We start from the raw sequence: 14,304 nt of genomic DNA, 5'->3' as shown, positions 1-14,304 counted from the left end.
CGTCACGTCCGTCCCGGAAGACTCGCCCGAGCAGCCACGCGGTCTGCGCCGGTCCCCCTACGCCATCCTGGGCGTCGCGGGCGTGGTGGTGTCCACGGTGTTCGCCGCCGTGGCGGGCCTCGCCGCGAAGCAGGACGAGGACGCGCAGCCCGCGAGCAACGAGGTGACGGTCAACCGGACCACGACCACCACCTCGCGCACGAGCACGACCCCGACCACCACGGACGCGGTCACCAGCACGGAGACGTCGTCGACGACCACCACGACGGAAACGACGACGACCACCACCGACGCCGGGACCACCACGACGACGACCACGACCCGCAAGACCAACAAGCCGCCGACCACGACCACCCAGCCGGGCGGCGGGGGCGGCAACCCGACGACGCAGCCGACACGGCCGACGACGCCCACCACCACGAACACGCCGACGACGACACCCGATCCGCCCACGACGACCACCGAGCCGCCTCCCACGACGTGATGGAGTGACTTCGTGTGGCATGGGTGAACCACAGCTCACCCATTAGTGGTACTTTGCCGAGCCGTGACAGGACGACGCCAGGACGGCGGTCCCCGCAGCGGCTTAGTGCCCGCTGTGCTCGTGGCCCTCGCGGTGGGGGCGAGCACAGCGGGGGTCACCACGCTGCTGACAACGGGTTCGGCGGCATCCACCGCGGACGGCGGCGGCCGTCCGGGCCAGGTCGCCTACAACCAGGTCAACCCGACGGGCGTGTTCGGCTCCGGGATCACCGGCGGCACCGCCTCGGCGTCGGCGACCGCGATGACGAGCCCACCACCGTCCAGCACGCCTTCCGTGGCGCCATCGGCCGCCACGACGGCCATCACGGCGTCGTCCCAGCCGACCACAACGACCACGGCCGCGCCCCCGGGCGCGCCGGTCACCGGCGGTCCCACGACCACGCAGCCGGGCAACCAGCCCCCGCCGCGCACCACGACCACCCAGCCGCCCGTTGGCGGCGGTGGCGGGACGTCGGCCTCGCAGGTCCTCTCGCTGACCAACGCCGAGCGCGCCCGCGCGGGCTGCCCGCCGCTGCGGCTGGACAGCAGGCTGAACTCGGCCGCGCAGAGCCACAGCAACGACATGTCGGCGCGGCACTACTTCTCGCACACCACGCCGGAGGGGCTCACCTTCGCCGACCGCGCGCGGGCCGCGGGCTACGACGCGCCCGCGGCGGAGAACATCGCGGCGGGCTACACGTCGGCGTCGGCGGTCATGGCGGGCTGGATGAGCTCGTCCGGGCACCGGGCGAACATCCTCAACTGCGCCTACCTGACCATGGGGTCGGGCTACGCGGCCGACGGCAACTACTGGACCCAGCTATTCGGCTGGTGAGCCCCCGGCGCGCTCCAGCACCTCGTCGAGGTACTCGGCGATGGCGTCGCGGTTGCGGGTGAGGCAGTCGATCCGGCCGCTCATGCTGGCCAGTTCCCGCTCCAGCGTCGCGATCATCTCCGGCGTCGCGTCCGGGAAGTGGATCTGCCGGGGCTTGTCCAGGCACGGCAGGATCTGCTTGATGATCCGGGTCGGCAGCCCGGCGTCGAGCAGGCCGCGGATCTGCCCCACCCGGTCCACAGTGGACTCGTCGTAGTCGCGGTAGCCGTTGGCCGACCGGGCGCAGAGGATGAGGCCCTGTTCCTCGTAGTAGCGCAACAACCGGCGGGGTGTGCCGGTGCGCTCCGCCAGCTCGCCGATGCGCATTGTGCTCGCCCTCACGTCCGGTGGACCTTTACATCAATGTGATGGTTCGAGCATAGTCCGCATGCCTACGAACACGGTCGAAACCCGGCTCCCGCTGCCGCCGCTGGTCGCCCTGGCCATGGCGGCCTTCGTGACGGTGCTGACGGAATCGCTGCCCGCCGGGGTGCTGCCCGCGATGAGCCGGGACCTCGGCGTCACCGAGTCGGCGATGGGCCAGTCGGTGACGATCTACGCGGTGGGCACGGCCCTGGCCGCCGTCCCCCTGACGGCCGCCACCGCCACCTGGCGCCGCAAGCGGTTGCTGCTGACCGGGATCGCGGGCTTCGCGGTCGGCAACACGGTGACGGCGGTGTCGTCCGACTACACCCTGACCCTGGGCGCCCGGTTCGTCGCGGGCCTGGCGGCGGGTCTGGTGTGGGCGCTGCTGGCGGGTTACGCGGCGCGGATGGTGCCGGAACCGGTGCGGGGGCGGGCGATCGCGGTGGTGATGACGGGGATCCCGCTGTCGCTGTCGGTGGGCGTCCCGGCGGGCACGTTCCTCGGGGGCGCGGTGGGCTGGCGGGTGACGTTCTGGGTGATGACCGCCCTGGCGGTGGTCCTGCTGGCGTGGATCACGGCCGCGGTCCCGGACTTCCCGGGCAACCCCCGAGGCGGCCGCGTCCCGGTGCGCCAAGCCCTCAAGGTCCCCGGCGTAGCCACGATCATGGCGGTGACCGGGATCTTCGTGCTGGCCCACTCGGCCATGTACACCTACATCGCGCCGTTCCTGGGGGACACCGCGGTCGACACGGTCCTCCTCGTCTTCGGCGTCGCGGCGACGGCGGGGGTGTGGGTGGTCGGCGCCCACATCGACCGCCACCTCCGCCTCCTGACCTTGGCGGCCCTGACCTTGGTGCTCGTCGCGGCGGTGCTGTTCGGCCTGGGCGCCACGCCGTACGTCGCGGCGGCCCTGTGGGGCTTGGGCTTCGGTGGAATCCCCACGCTCCTGCAGACCGCCGCGGCGGGCAGCGCGGGGGAAGCGGGGGACACGGCCCAGGCCGTCTTGGTGACCCTGTGGAACGCGGCAACCGCTATCGGCGCCGTGGCAGGCGGAATCGTCCTGGACACCACGGGCTCAACCGGATTCCCCTGGCTCCTCTTGGCCTTCACCGCATTCGCCACAGCCGCGGTAGCTGGCTCTCGAAGGCACGGCTTCCCGGTCCAGGCCGCCGGTGCTTCTTGATCGCCTTGCTGCCCGTCCGGTTGCGCGCACCGGCGCCCCTGCCCTGACCACCCGACACGGAGTCAGAGTTCGAAGCGGTAGCCCATGCCCGGCTCGGTGATCAGGTGCCGGGGCCGGGATGGGCGGGGTTCGAGCTTGCGGCGCAGTTGGGCCAGGTAGACGCGCAGGTAGTGGGTCTCCCCCGCGTACGCCGGACCCCACACCTCGTGCAGGACCTGCTTCTGGGGGACGAGTTTGCCCCGGTTCCGCACCAGCAGCTCGAGGATGCCCCACTCCGTCGGTGTCAGGTGGACCTCCGCCCCGTCCCGGCGCACCTTCTTCGCCGCCAAGTCGACCGTGAACGACTCCGCCTCCACCACCGCCTCCTCCGCCGGTGCGGCCGAGGTGGCGCCGCGGCGGACAGCGGCACGGAGGCGGGCCAGCAGTTCGTCCATGCCGAAGGGTTTGGTCACGTAGTCGTCCGCCCCCGCGTCGAGGGCGCGGACCTTGTCGCCGGAGTCGCCGCGGGCGGACAGGACGATGATCGGGACCGTGGTCCAGCCGCGCAGGCCCTCGATGACCTCGGCGCCGTCGATGTCGGGGAGGCCCAGGTCGAGGACCACGACGTCCGGTTTGCTCTCCGCGGCGGCGCGCAGGGCGGCGGCGCCGTCGTGGGCGGTGCGGACGTCGTAGCCCCGGGCGGTGAGGTTGATCCGGAGCGCGCGGACGATCTGCGGTTCATCGTCGACGACGAGCACGGTGGTCACGGCGACTCCCTTCGCGACCGTCATTCTCGACGCCGACCTCCTCTCCCACACGTCCAGCCACGGGAGAGCTTCGTCGTCCCGTGGCTGAACCGGTGCGGCCCTGACGCCACTTTGACGCCCTGACCAGCGGTCTTTACGTGTTCCTGACGCTCACCCGGTCGTGGTCGTCGCAGGCGCGGACGAGACCGGCGTCGTGGTCACCGAAGGCGACAGGCTCACCGAAGGCGACGGGCTCACCGGCGTCGTCGTCGCCGAAGTCGACGGGATCACCGACGTCGTGCTCGGCCGGAGCGTGGCGTTGGGCGGCAGCGGCACGAACGGCAGCCCGCTCAGCTCCACGCACTGCCCCCCGCGGTACTCGACCTGCGGCTGCGGGAACCGGTTGTCGAAGGCGCGGGAGCTGGACTCGCAAGAGTTGCGCACGACGTTGAGCGGCATGCCCTCGTGGTCGTAGAGGTAGAACTCCGGGATCGGCTTGCCGTCGGCGTCCACGGCGTAGACGTTGTCGAGGTACTTGCCCTGGTAGTTCAGCCCCGGCGACACGTACTCGTACGGCCGCTGCGACGACCGGTCCGAGGCGTACAGCACGACGGTGAGCGTCGCGGTGGCCAGGAGCGCGTTGCCCGCCACCACCAGCGGCAGCAGCCGCCGGTCGGTGCTCGACCGGGGCCCGGCCCAGGTCAGGAACGCGACCACGACCACCGCGACGACCACTCCCTCCGTCGCGCCGACCAGCATGAGCGCCAGCACCAGCACGACCCTGGCCACCCACCAGCCGGGCCGCAGCGACCGGATGAACTCGACCACGCGCGGCGACGGCAACCCGGCCGCGGCCACCCCTCGTGCGCGGGCGAACCGGTACTCCGGCAGCGACTCGACGTCGGCGCGCCGGAGGTAGCCGCTGAACACCCACACGAGGCCCGGCGCGGCGGCGAGCAGCGTGAAGAACAGCCAGAGGTACTTCTCCTGGTGCCTCGGCTGCGCCAGCATCCCGCCGACGACCAGGCAGGTGAAGGTCAGCAGCGCCGTCGACCAGACGAAGTAGCGAGCCGCCAGGCGGGACTTGCCCCGCGCGGAGTCCGCGCTCGCGGGCGGCGGGTAGCCACCGGCGGCGCGCAGCTCGGCCGCGTAGTCCTCGGGCGTCCCCAGCCGCCCGGTCAGGTCGCCGGTCTCGTCGAGCACCTCGGCCAGGTGCGGCTCGACGTCCTCCATGACCTCGGCCAGCTCGTCGGCGGGCAGGTCGGCGAGCGCGGCCCGCACCCGCCGCAGGTAGTCCACCAGCTCCTGGCGCGTCTCGGTGGTGTTCACGCCGCGGCCCCCTTTCGCAGAATCCCGTCCAACGCCTCGGAGAACGCGCGCCACGCCCGCTCCGACTCGACCAGCCGCTCCCGGCCCGCGTCGTTGACCCCGTAGTACTTGCGGTGCGGTCCCTCGTCGCTCGGGACGACGTACGAGGTGAGCAGACCCGCCCGGTAGAGCCGCCGCAGCGTCCCGTAGACCGAGGCGTCGCCGACCTCTTCCATCCCCCCGCCGCGCAGTCGCCGCAGCACGTCGTAGCCGTACCCGTCCTCGTCCTTGAGAACGGCCAGCACGGCCAGGTCCAGCACTCCCTTGAGCAACTGGCTGGTGTCCATGCGCCCTCCCGGTATCGCGCTAGGAACACTATTACGCATTGCGCACTACCGCGCAAGGCACTGTCCAGTGCGACCTTGACGCTGTACGGCTGACGAGCCTCTACCTACCGACGGCCCCGCACCCCGGTGAGGCCCCCATGACACCTCTGCTCCTCGCGCTCGCCCCTACCTTGATCGCGCTGGCACTCCGCGTACCCGGTCGACACCCCACCGGAACCGGTTCTGCTGCGCCCAGGGGATATCGAGGGCTGCTCGCCGACCTAGACCGGCGCATCGACCTGGAGGCGGGTCTGGCCGACGCCACCCTGGCCACGCACGGAACCAACCTCACCGCCGCCCTCACCGACACCCTGGACATCGACGCCTGAGCATCGAGCGGTACCCGTGGGTGCGCGAGACCCACCTGCTTCTCGACGCCGCCAGGCAGTTGCGCGAGCTGCACGGCGAGCCAGCGGTGTTCGCCGCCCGACTCGTCGACACCGAGGCGCGCATCTCGCCCATCCTGGCCAGGCTGGCATTCATCGAGCGCAGCCTCTGGCAGAACGTGATCACCATCGCCGTCGACGCCGCCAAGGCGGGTGGCTTCGACGCGCGGTTGCCAAGGACGCTGGCTGACTTCACGCGCAGGCGAGCGGAATCGCCCGTCGCGGGGACCGCGTCGGGTTCGCCGTAGCGCGGATGGAGGAGGCCTTGGCGGACCACGTCGGTGCCGATCTGCGCACTGCCGATCTCGACGGCGTCCCCTCGTCGGCGTGCGCTGGTCGGACGAGACGCGCTGGCCGCGAGGCTGGGAAGATCAGATCCAGGAGGCGTCCGAGGAGATCGGCCCCGGCATCTACGAGATCCGCTCGCGCGGGGTGGGGGTGAAGCCCGTCGGTCTCGGCTGACACTTGGGGCACGAGTACGACGACCGGTTCATGAACGGCTCCCGGCGGATCTCCCGACCACACCGCCCGCACGGCAGGCCCTCCTGCCCATACGCGTTCAGGGACCGGTCGAAGTACCCCGACTGCCCGTTGATGTTCACGTACAGCGCGTCGAACGACGTCCCGCCCACCGCAAGGGCCTGGTTCATCACGTCCGTGGCCGCGCCCAGCAGCTCCGTGACCTTCGCCGCCGAAAGCTTGTCCGTCGGCCGGGCCCAGTGCAGCCGGGAAAGCCACAGGGCCTCGTCGGCGTAGATGTTGCCGATGCCCGAGACCAGGGTCTGGTCGAGCAGCGCCCGCTTGATCTCGGTGTGCTTCCGGCGGATCGCGCGCACGGCAGCGGCCAGGTCGAACGACGGATCCATCGGGTCGCGCGCGATGTGTGCGACGGGTTCCGGCAGCGGCACCCCGTCCACCACCACGACGTCCTCGACCGACAGCCCGCCGAACGTCCGCTGGTCCACGAACCGCAGCTCGGGGCCGTCGTCGGCGAACCTGAGGCGGACCCGCAGGTGCTTCTCGTCCGGCGCACCCGGCGGCTGGACCAGCATCTGGCCGCTCATCCCCAGGTGGGCCAGCAGGGCCTCACCCGAGGACAGGTCCACCCACAGGTACTTGCCCCGCCGCCGGGCCGCGACCAGCGCGCGGCCGACGAGGCGACCGGCGAAGTCGACGTCACCGGGCAGGTGGCGGCGGATCGCACGCGGGTGGAAGACCTCGACCGCGGACACGACCCGGCCCGCCACGTGGTCCTGCACACCCCGCCGGACGACCTCGACCTCGGGCAGCTCGGGCAAGCTCAGGCACCGTCCGCGGCGTCGGACTCCGCGTTGATCTTCTCGGTCAGTTCGCGCCAGGCGGCCTCGGCGGCCTTCTGCTCGGCTTCCTTCTTGGTGCGTCCGTCGCCGTTGCCGTAGCTGAGGCCGTTCACCACGACGATGGCGGTGAACTCCTTGCGGTGGTCCGGCCCCTCCTCGCGCACCCGGTACTCCGGCACGCCCAGCCCGGCCGACGCGGTCAGCTCCTGGAGGCTGGTCTTCCAGTCCAGGCCCGCGCCGCGCAGCGGCGCCTCGGCCAGCAGCGGGTCGAAGTGGCGGTGCACGACCTGCCGCGCCACGTCGATGCCGTGCTGCAGGTAGACCGCGCCGATGACGGCCTCCATGCCGTCGGCCAGGATGCTGGCCTTGTCGCGGCCACCGGTCAGCTCTTCGCCCTTGCCGAGCAGCAGGTGCGCGCCCAGCCCGCCCTCACCGAGGCCGCGGGCCACACCGGCCAGCGCGTGCATGTTGACCACGCTGGCGCGCAGCTTGGCCAACTGCCCCTCGGGCAGCTCGGGGTGGGTGCTGTAGAGGTGATCGGTCACCACCAGCCCGAGCACCGCGTCGCCCAGGAACTCCAGCCGCTCGTTGGGCGGCAGGCCCCCGTTCTCGTAGGCGTACGACCGGTGCGTCAGGGCGAGCACGAGCAGCTCGGCGCCCAACCGGACGCCGAGCGCTTCGAGCAGCGTTTCCGGATCCCCCTGGGGACCCCGGGACGCTTTACCCCCCATGCCGTGGTTCTGCTTCCGCCGACTACGCGGGCTGGATAACCTGGCGGCCCGCGTACTGGCCGCAGGTGGGGCAGGCGATGTGCTGCGGCTTGAGCGCGCGGCAGGCCTTGTTCGAGCAGGCCACCAGGTGCACAGCAGTGGTCTTCCACTGCGAACGGCGCGAGCGGGTGTTCGAACGCGACATCTTCCGCTTGGGGACGGCCACGACTGACTCTCCTCTGACGAGCTGTTGAAGCAGGACTCGGTCTAGCTCTTGCCTACTGACCCGGATCCTGTTGGAACCGCTCATGCAGCGCGGCCCACCGAGGGTCAATGGTCTCATGCCGGTGATCGGGGCCGAGATCGGCCCACTTGTCACCGCACTCCGGGCACAGCCCGGGGCAATCCTCCGCGCACAGCGGCACGTGCGGCACGGCCAGCACCACGGCGTCGCGGACCACCGGTTCGAGGTCGACCAGGTCGTCGACCAGCCTGGGGATCTCGTCCTCGTCGGTGGTCTCGTCGGTCGCGCTGTCCGGGTACGCGTAGAGCTCGGTGATGCGGACCTCGACGGTGTCGGCGATCCCGTCCAGGCAGCGCGAGCACTCACCGGTCAGCGGACCGCTCGCGGTACCGGTGACCAGGACGCCCTCGACGACCGACTCCAGCATCAGGTCCAGCTCCACCTCGGCGCCCACGGGCACGCCGATGACGCCTTCGAGGCCGAGCACGTAGGTGGCGGCCGCGGTGCGGCGGACCGGGCGGCTGGAACCGGCTCGCCTGCCCAGCTCACGGGTGTTGATGACCCAGGGGCTGGTGATCACCGGGCGGTCGTGGCCCTTGCGGTTGGCGGACATGATCTCCGACGTCAGGCTTTCGTACTGGTGTGCGGTGCGCGCCGAACGAGGCGTTCACGCGCGCGGGTAGCCGGAACAGCCTACGTGATCCGGGCCGCCCAGGGGTAATCGCGCCGGGCCGGCACCCCCGCGCGGACCTGGGCGCGCCCACGCGAGTCGGGGACGATGCCGGGCGAAGGCGCGGGGGTGGGTGGCGGGAGGAAGTGCCTCAGTCCTCGTAGTCGAAGGGGACGGCGCCCGCGGCCACGCTCGTCATCGGTCCGCGCAGGTGGGCGCGGCCCTTGCCGACGGTGCGCAGCGTGTGCGTGAGCAGGTCCTCGAACTCGGCGAGCTTGCCGTCGACGTACGCGTCGCACTCGGCGCGCTGGCGGGCGGCCTCGTCGGCGGTGGCGTCGAGCACGCGGGCGGACTCGGCGTGCGCGGCCTGCACGACCTCGGTCTGCGAGACCAGCCTGCCCTGCTCGAACCGGCCCTCCTCGACCGAGCGCTCGTAGGACTCGCGGCCCGCCTGGATCATCCGGTCGGCCTCGTCCTGGGAGCGGCCGACCAGGCTCTCGTACTCGGCGCGACCGGCGGCCACGGTGCGGTCGGCCTCGTCGCGGGCGTCGGCGACGAGCCGGTCGGCGTGCGCGGTGGCCTCGGCGACCAGCCGCTGGGCCTGCGCGCGGGCCTCGGCGACGGTCTGCTCGGCCTCGAGGTTGGCCTTGCTGACGGCCTGCTCGGCCTGGTGCTCGGCGGCGCCGACGATCTCGTCCTTGCGGTCGAGCACGTCCTGGGCGTCGTCGACCTCGGCGGGCAGCGCGTCGCGGATCTCGTCGAGCAGTTCGAGCACGTCGCCGCGGGGGACCACGCAGCCGGAGGTCATCGGCAGCCCCCGGGCGTCCTCCACGATGGTGACCAACTCGTCGATGGCCTCGAAGACCTTGTACACGACTCCTCCTCCGCCCGGTCGCCGAACCGCGGGCGCGGACCCGCCCACCCGGGCGACGATTCTGCCCGCTCGGGGGGCCGGTCCGGGGGACGTGGCGCCGGGCGTGTCCCGGCGCCACGGTCCGGATCAGAAGGTGATCAGCCGGAAGCTGGCGTAGTGGTCGGCGGTGTAGAAGTACTCGCCGCCGGAGCCGGTCACGATGCGGCGGGCGCCGCGGGTGCTGGAGCCGGGGGTCTTCACGGTGTACTCGTGGTAGTAGCCGGTCGAGCAGTTGGGCAGGATCCGCTCGCGGTTCTGGAAGACGATGCCGTCCTGCGGGTACGGGAACGGGCCGTGGGACTGGATGAGCCGGTAGGTGTCGGTGGCCTGGCTGGGCAGGCCGGCGAGCGCGACGCGGGTGTAGGAGGACGTGTTTCCGCAGGCGGGCTGGGCCGCGGCGGCGGCGTGGGCGGGCGCGGCGGTGGCCGTCGCGGTCTCCACGCCGAACACGCCGAGGGTGATCAGCAGCAGGGCTAGCAGGGACTTGGCGCTCCTGGCGGCGATGTTGCTCATTTTCGGAACGTAGCCCGATGAGGTGATCGGTGGCTGACCACGGCGTGAACCCGCTGTGGCAGGCTGTTGATCGTGCTCATCCGCCCCGCCCGCGCGACCGACGTCCCCGCGATCGTGGCCATGCTCGCCGACGACCCGCTGGGCTCGGCCAGGGAATCCCCCGGCGACCCGCGGTACGCGGCGGCGTTCGACGAGATCGACGCCGACCCGCGCCAGGTGCTGGTGGTGGCCGAACTGGACGGGGAGGTCGTGGGCACGCTCCAGTTGACGATGACCCCGGGGTTGTCGCGGCTGGGCGCGACGCGGGCGACGATCGAGGGCGTCCGGGTCCGCGCGGGCCACCGCGGCGACGGCCTGGGCCAGCGGCTGATCGAGTGGGCCGTGGAGGCCGCCCGCGACCGCGGCGCGATCATCGTCCAGCTCACCACCGACGCGACCCGCCGCGAGGCCCACCGCTTCTACGAACGCCTCGGCTTCGTCGCCAGCCACGTCGGGATGAAGCTCCCGCTGTAGCCGTTGCGGGCCGGGTCGTCCGCGGCTCAGTCGGCGCGGTTGGCCTCGATGCGGGCCATCAGTGCCTTGTGGACGGTCGGCGGCAGCAGGTGCGCGACCTCGCCCCCGTAGGTGGCCACCTCCTTGACCAGCGAGCTGGACAGGAAGCTGTTCTCCGGCTTGGTGGGCATGAACATCGTCTCCACCCCGGTGAGCCCCTGGTTCATCTGCGCCATCTGCAGCTCGTAGTCGAAGTCGCTGACCGCGCGCAGGCCCTTGACGATGGCCTGGACGTCGTTGCGGGCGCAGTACTCCACCAGCAGGCCGTGCCACGAGTCCACGCGCACGTTCGGGAGGTGGGCGACGGTCTCGGCGAGCAGGCCCATGCGCTCCTCGACGGTGAACAGGCCGCGCTTGCTCTTGTTGACCAGGACCGCGACGGCGACCTCGTCGAACAGCGCCGCGGCCCGCTCGATGATGTCGAGGTGGCCGTTGGTTGGCGGGTCGTAGGACCCGGGGCAGACCGCGCGCGTCATGATCCCCGACGGTAGCAGTCCGCCGGGGCGCTCAACTGTGACGTTGACCGGCGAAAGCGGCCCAGTGCAGGGTGGTCTCGCCGTAGCGGCGGCTGCGGTCGGGCACGAGCGCGGACGGCCACCGAGGATCACCCGACCGAGTGGACCGCTCCACCACGACAGTGGCATCCGGGGCGAGCCAGCCCGCCGCCAACTCGGTCAGCACGGCGGCCAGCTCGTCGTCGTCCACCGCGTACGGCGGATCCGCGAACACCAGGTCGTACGGCGTGCGGTTCGCCGCCGCCAGCATCCGGTCGACGCGGGACGCGCGAATGTCCACCCCGGGCAGTGCGACGGTCGCGGCGTTGCGGCGCAGCACCGAGACCGCGGTCCGGTCCGCCTCCACCAGCGTCGCCAGCGCCGCGCCGCGCGAGAGCGCCTCGAAGCCGAGCGCGCCGGAGCCCGCGTACAGGTCCAGCACCCGGGCACCGCCGAGCACCCCATCGGCGTCCAGGGCGCTGAACAGGGCCTCGCGCACGCGGTCGGCGGTGGGCCGGGTGCCCTTGGGCGGCACGGCCAGCCTGCGCCCGCCCGCCGCGCCCGCCACGATCCTGGTCATCACGCCATGGTGCCGGACGCGCCGCGTGGGACCACCGGGGGTCGGGTGGGTGACGCAGATCGCTGTGGCACGGGTGAGGCAGAGCACATCCACCACGCGGCTGATTCACCGCACGGGTAAAGCGCGTAATCTCGCTCTTCCGTCAGAACGAAACTGTGGGAGCGCTGCGTGTCGGAAACCTCTGTGAGAGAGGCCGAGATCGCGGTCGAGCAGAAGCACGTCGACATGGTCTACGCGCGTGTCGCCGAGATGCGCGACGAGGCGCGGGCCATGCGCACGCGGGGCGACGAACTCGCCCACGGCGCGCGCAACGAGGCCGTGTTCGAGCAGGCCGCGATGCTCTTCGAGCGCGACGTGATGGTCCGCCACGCCAACCAGATCCTGCGCAGCCTCGACGCCGAGCACGAGGGCCTGGTGTTCGGGCGGCTCGACACCACCGAGGGCGAGACGATGTACGTCGGGCGCCTCGGGGTGCGCGACAGCGAGTTCGAGAACCTGGTCACCGACTGGCGCGCGCCCGCCGCGGCGCCGTTCTACCAGGCCACCGCCGAGATGCCGATGGCCGTCATCCGCCGTCGGGTCATCCGCTCGACCGGACAGTCCGTGGTCGACATCGACGACGACCTGCTGATGCCGGAGAGCAGGCAGGACTCGATGCCGGTGGTCGGCGAGGGCGCGCTGATGGCGAGCCTGACCCGCGCCCGCGGCGAGAACATGCGCGACATCGTGGCCACCATCCAGAAGGAGCAGGACGAGGCGATCCGGGCGCCGTGGCGCGGCGTCACCGAGATCACCGGCGGTCCGGGCACCGGCAAGACGGCCGTGGCGCTGCACCGCGTGGCGTACCTGCTCTACCGCGACCGCAAGCGCATGGGCGGCTCGGGCGTGCTGGTGATCGGCCCCTCCCCCGCGTTCACCTCGTACATCTCGCGGGTGCTGCCGTCGATGGGCGAGGACACGGTCGAACTGCGCTCCCTCAGCGACGTGTTGGACGGTGTCGCCGCCACCCGCGTCGACCCGGCGCCGGTCGCGGCGGTCAAGGGTTCGCTGCGCATGCGGCGGGTGCTCAAGCGGGCGATCCGCGAGGCACCGGCCGACGCGCCGACCGAGCTGCGGATCATGTACCGGGGCGAGGTGCTCAAGCTGGACGCCCGCGAGCTGGCGAAGGTGCGCGCGGCCGTGCACAACGGCCGCCGCCCGCCGAACCAGTCCCGGGTGGACGCGGCCGAGGCGCTGCTGGACGCCCTGTGGCGCAAGGCGGACTCGTACGAGGACTTCCCGGTCAAGCGCGCGGAGCTGCTGACCGAGCTGGGCGAGCGCATCGACTTCCACCGGTTCGTGGTGGTGTGGTGGCAGCTGCTGTCCCCCGCCGAGGTCCTGCGCGGCCTGGCCGACCGCAGGCACCTGGCGCGCGCCGCGGGCCGGGTGCTGACGCGTTCCGAAGTGGACATGCTGGCGGACTCGTGGGCCGACCCGTCGGTGGGCTTCACCGCCGCCGACGTGGCGCTGCTCGACGAACTCCGGGTGCTGCTCGGCAAACCGCCGAAGCGCAGGCGCCGGGCGGAGCACGACCCGTTCGCCCCCGCGCCGACGGGCCGCCACCGCGAGCACTACGACGAGTACTCCCACATCGTGGTCGACGAGGCCCAGGACCTGTCCCCGATGCAGTGGCGCATGGTCGGGCGGCGCGGGAAGTACGCGAGCTGGACCGTGGTCGGCGACCCGGTGCAGTCGTCCTGGCCGGACCCCCCGGAGGCGGCCCAGGCCAGGGAGGCCGCGTTCGGCGGCCCGCGCACCCAGCACCGGCGGTTCGGGCTGCGCACGAACTACCGGAACTCGGCGGAGATCTTCGACCTGGCGGGCCGCGTGGTGCGGCACGTGGCCACCGAGGACCAGCTGCCGCACGCGGTGCGCAGCACGGGCGTCGAGCCGACCATCCACGTCGTCGACTTCGACGCCTTGACCGCCACGGCAGTCGATTCGGCGCGCGAACTGTTGGGCGTGGTGGACGGCACGGTCGGCATCATCACCGCGACGAGTCGGGTGGAACCGATGCGCTTGGCGGCGGATGCGGTGGGGAACTCCCGGATCCGGGTCGTGGACGGCCTGGAGTCGAAGGGCCTGGAGTACGACGCGGTGGTGTTGGTGGAGCCGGAGGAAATGGTGACGGAGTCCCTGACCGGCCCACGGACCCTCTACGTGGCACTGACCCGCGCGACCCAGCGCCTGACCGTCGTCACCAGCGACGCGAACTGGCCGGGCTGACCCCGACCGGCCACGTCATCGTTGGTCCCGCGCGGGGTTGATCTCTGGGTAGGTCACACCCCGCGCGCTTGACGGTCATGTCGGAATCCGAGTTTTCCGGCTGCCACCGGCGGTTCCGAGCAGAGACGGTCATGCCCGTGGACACCTCGCCACGGCGGAGCCGAGTGGTGGCCGAGGCGCCGAGCATGATCAACCCACGCCTCCGGCCCCCGGTACCCACTTCACCGGCGAGGGGTGACGGTTTCGGGGAATTGTCGATCAAGCCTGTGGACAAGTGAGCGGCAGGTGGCCCGC

19 protein-coding genes are annotated in these 14,304 nt (G+C 71.9%); 6 read left to right on the top strand and 13 right to left on the bottom strand.

The features are described from left to right. Window positions 1-57: 57 nt before the first annotated feature. Window positions 58-462, bottom strand: coding sequence for a hypothetical protein (locus CLV40_RS38400; protein ID WP_181043777.1), 405 nt, complete (start codon window positions 460-462; stop codon window positions 58-60). Between the two features lie 85 nt (window positions 463-547). Between CLV40_RS38400 and CLV40_RS28260 the strand changes: the two genes are divergently transcribed. Beyond that, the gene (locus CLV40_RS28260; protein ID WP_146108272.1) at window positions 548-1,357 is read left to right on the top strand and encodes a CAP domain-containing protein; all 810 of its coding nucleotides are present in this window, start codon (window positions 548-550) and stop codon (window positions 1,355-1,357) included. Here the strand turns inward: CLV40_RS28260 and CLV40_RS28255 are convergent. Continuing rightward, window positions 1,343-1,723, bottom strand: a complete 381-nt coding sequence (locus CLV40_RS28255) for a MerR family transcriptional regulator (RefSeq protein ID WP_104482038.1) — start codon at window positions 1,721-1,723, stop codon at window positions 1,343-1,345. The genes CLV40_RS28260 and CLV40_RS28255 overlap by 15 nt on opposite strands. Before the next feature lie 61 nt (window positions 1,724-1,784). Here CLV40_RS28255 and CLV40_RS28250 point away from each other — a divergent pair, with 61 nt between their 5' ends. After that, on the top strand, window positions 1,785-2,945 hold the full coding sequence (locus CLV40_RS28250; protein WP_104482037.1) for an MFS transporter: 1,161 nt from the start codon (window positions 1,785-1,787) through the stop codon (window positions 2,943-2,945). A gap of 62 nt (window positions 2,946-3,007) precedes the next feature. Here the strand turns inward: CLV40_RS28250 and CLV40_RS28245 are convergent, their stop codons facing one another. From CLV40_RS28245 to CLV40_RS28235, 3 genes are all read right to left on the bottom strand, one after another. Continuing rightward, window positions 3,008-3,715 carry a response regulator gene (locus tag CLV40_RS28245; RefSeq protein WP_104482036.1) on the bottom strand — a complete coding sequence of 236 codons (708 nt, stop codon included), beginning with the start codon at window positions 3,713-3,715 and terminating at the stop codon, window positions 3,008-3,010. 126 nt (window positions 3,716-3,841) lie between these two features. Further along, the gene (locus CLV40_RS28240) at window positions 3,842-4,999 is read right to left on the bottom strand and encodes a DUF1700 domain-containing protein (RefSeq protein ID WP_104482035.1); all 1,158 of its coding nucleotides are present in this window, start codon (window positions 4,997-4,999) and stop codon (window positions 3,842-3,844) included. Then, window positions 4,996-5,325, bottom strand: coding sequence for a PadR family transcriptional regulator (locus tag CLV40_RS28235; RefSeq protein ID WP_104482034.1), 330 nt, complete (start codon window positions 5,323-5,325; stop codon window positions 4,996-4,998). Before CLV40_RS28235 ends, CLV40_RS28240 begins: the two co-directional genes overlap by 4 nt. A gap of 137 nt (window positions 5,326-5,462) precedes the next feature. Here CLV40_RS28235 and CLV40_RS28230 point away from each other — a divergent pair, with 137 nt between their 5' ends. Together CLV40_RS28230 and CLV40_RS28225 are read left to right on the top strand one after the other, a co-directional pair. Then, window positions 5,463-5,693: a hypothetical protein gene (locus tag CLV40_RS28230; RefSeq protein WP_104482033.1), complete on the top strand. Its 231-nt coding sequence runs from the start codon at window positions 5,463-5,465 to the stop codon at window positions 5,691-5,693. Between the two features lie 20 nt (window positions 5,694-5,713). Continuing rightward, on the top strand, window positions 5,714-5,998 hold the full coding sequence (locus CLV40_RS28225; RefSeq protein ID WP_104482032.1) for a hypothetical protein: 285 nt from the start codon (window positions 5,714-5,716) through the stop codon (window positions 5,996-5,998). A gap of 162 nt (window positions 5,999-6,160) precedes the next feature. Here CLV40_RS28225 and mutM read toward each other — a convergent pair whose 3' ends face one another. The 6 genes from mutM to CLV40_RS28195 form a co-directional block, all read right to left on the bottom strand. Next, the gene (gene mutM, locus CLV40_RS28220) at window positions 6,161-7,048 is read right to left on the bottom strand and encodes a bifunctional DNA-formamidopyrimidine glycosylase/DNA-(apurinic or apyrimidinic site) lyase (protein WP_104482031.1); all 888 of its coding nucleotides are present in this window, start codon (window positions 7,046-7,048) and stop codon (window positions 6,161-6,163) included. A 2-nt stretch (window positions 7,049-7,050) separates the two neighbouring features. Next, window positions 7,051-7,800, bottom strand: coding sequence for a ribonuclease III (rnc, locus tag CLV40_RS28215; RefSeq protein ID WP_104482030.1), 750 nt, complete (start codon window positions 7,798-7,800; stop codon window positions 7,051-7,053). Window positions 7,801-7,822: 22 nt separating this feature from the next. Then, complete coding sequence (rpmF, locus tag CLV40_RS28210) at window positions 7,823-8,005, bottom strand: 50S ribosomal protein L32 (RefSeq protein WP_104482029.1); 183 nt, start codon at window positions 8,003-8,005, stop codon at window positions 7,823-7,825. A gap of 52 nt (window positions 8,006-8,057) precedes the next feature. Beyond that, the gene (locus CLV40_RS28205) at window positions 8,058-8,636 is read right to left on the bottom strand and encodes a YceD family protein (protein ID WP_104482028.1); all 579 of its coding nucleotides are present in this window, start codon (window positions 8,634-8,636) and stop codon (window positions 8,058-8,060) included. 208 nt (window positions 8,637-8,844) lie between these two features. Continuing rightward, window positions 8,845-9,567, bottom strand: coding sequence for a DivIVA domain-containing protein (locus CLV40_RS28200; RefSeq protein ID WP_104482027.1), 723 nt, complete (start codon window positions 9,565-9,567; stop codon window positions 8,845-8,847). Window positions 9,568-9,693: 126 nt separating this feature from the next. Continuing rightward, on the bottom strand, window positions 9,694-10,119 hold the full coding sequence (locus CLV40_RS28195; RefSeq protein WP_104482026.1) for a guanyl-specific ribonuclease: 426 nt from the start codon (window positions 10,117-10,119) through the stop codon (window positions 9,694-9,696). A 72-nt stretch (window positions 10,120-10,191) separates the two neighbouring features. Here CLV40_RS28195 and CLV40_RS28190 point away from each other — a divergent pair, with 72 nt between their 5' ends. Further along, window positions 10,192-10,632 (top strand): GNAT family N-acetyltransferase, encoded by a 441-nt coding sequence (locus CLV40_RS28190; protein ID WP_219824136.1) that lies wholly within the window; start codon window positions 10,192-10,194, stop codon window positions 10,630-10,632. Between the two features lie 26 nt (window positions 10,633-10,658). Here the strand turns inward: CLV40_RS28190 and coaD are convergent, their stop codons facing one another. Together coaD and rsmD are read right to left on the bottom strand one after the other, a co-directional pair. Then, the gene (gene coaD / locus CLV40_RS28185) at window positions 10,659-11,147 is read right to left on the bottom strand and encodes a pantetheine-phosphate adenylyltransferase (protein WP_104482024.1); all 489 of its coding nucleotides are present in this window, start codon (window positions 11,145-11,147) and stop codon (window positions 10,659-10,661) included. 31 nt (window positions 11,148-11,178) lie between these two features. Then, window positions 11,179-11,745 carry a 16S rRNA (guanine(966)-N(2))-methyltransferase RsmD gene (gene rsmD, locus CLV40_RS28180; RefSeq protein ID WP_104482023.1) on the bottom strand — a complete coding sequence of 189 codons (567 nt, stop codon included), beginning with the start codon at window positions 11,743-11,745 and terminating at the stop codon, window positions 11,179-11,181. Window positions 11,746-11,913: 168 nt separating this feature from the next. Here rsmD and CLV40_RS28175 point away from each other — a divergent pair, with 168 nt between their 5' ends. Next, window positions 11,914-14,010 carry a HelD family protein gene (locus CLV40_RS28175; protein ID WP_104482022.1) on the top strand — a complete coding sequence of 699 codons (2,097 nt, stop codon included), beginning with the start codon at window positions 11,914-11,916 and terminating at the stop codon, window positions 14,008-14,010. The last annotated feature ends 294 nt before the right edge of the window (window positions 14,011-14,304 follow it).

This window comes from Actinokineospora auranticolor, assembly GCF_002934265.1.
GTDB classification, from domain to species: Bacteria; Actinomycetota; Actinomycetes; order Mycobacteriales; family Pseudonocardiaceae; genus Actinokineospora; species Actinokineospora auranticolor.
This window is presented reverse-complemented; position numbering and strand designations above follow the sequence as displayed.

Bases quoted from the DNA above. Each gene is read 5' to 3' on its own strand.
- CLV40_RS28255 (WP_104482038.1), bottom strand. From the start codon at position 1,723: ATGCGCATCGGCGAGCTGGCGGAGCGCACCGGCACACCCCGCCGGTTG.
- CLV40_RS28250 (WP_104482037.1), top strand. From the start codon at position 1,785: ATGCCTACGAACACGGTCGAAACCCGGCTCCCGCTGCCGCCGCTGGTC.
- CLV40_RS28245 (WP_104482036.1), bottom strand. From the start codon at position 3,715: ATGACGGTCGCGAAGGGAGTCGCCGTGACCACCGTGCTCGTCGTCGAC.
- CLV40_RS28235 (WP_104482034.1), bottom strand. From the start codon at position 5,325: ATGGACACCAGCCAGTTGCTCAAGGGAGTGCTGGACCTGGCCGTGCTG.
- CLV40_RS28230 (WP_104482033.1), top strand. From the start codon at position 5,463: ATGACACCTCTGCTCCTCGCGCTCGCCCCTACCTTGATCGCGCTGGCA.
- rnc (WP_104482030.1), bottom strand. From the start codon at position 7,800: ATGGGGGGTAAAGCGTCCCGGGGTCCCCAGGGGGATCCGGAAACGCTG.
- CLV40_RS28205 (WP_104482028.1), bottom strand. From the start codon at position 8,636: ATGTCCGCCAACCGCAAGGGCCACGACCGCCCGGTGATCACCAGCCCC.
- CLV40_RS28195 (WP_104482026.1), bottom strand. From the start codon at position 10,119: ATGAGCAACATCGCCGCCAGGAGCGCCAAGTCCCTGCTAGCCCTGCTG.
- coaD (WP_104482024.1), bottom strand. From the start codon at position 11,147: ATGACGCGCGCGGTCTGCCCCGGGTCCTACGACCCGCCAACCAACGGC.
- rsmD (WP_104482023.1), bottom strand. From the start codon at position 11,745: ATGACCAGGATCGTGGCGGGCGCGGCGGGCGGGCGCAGGCTGGCCGTG.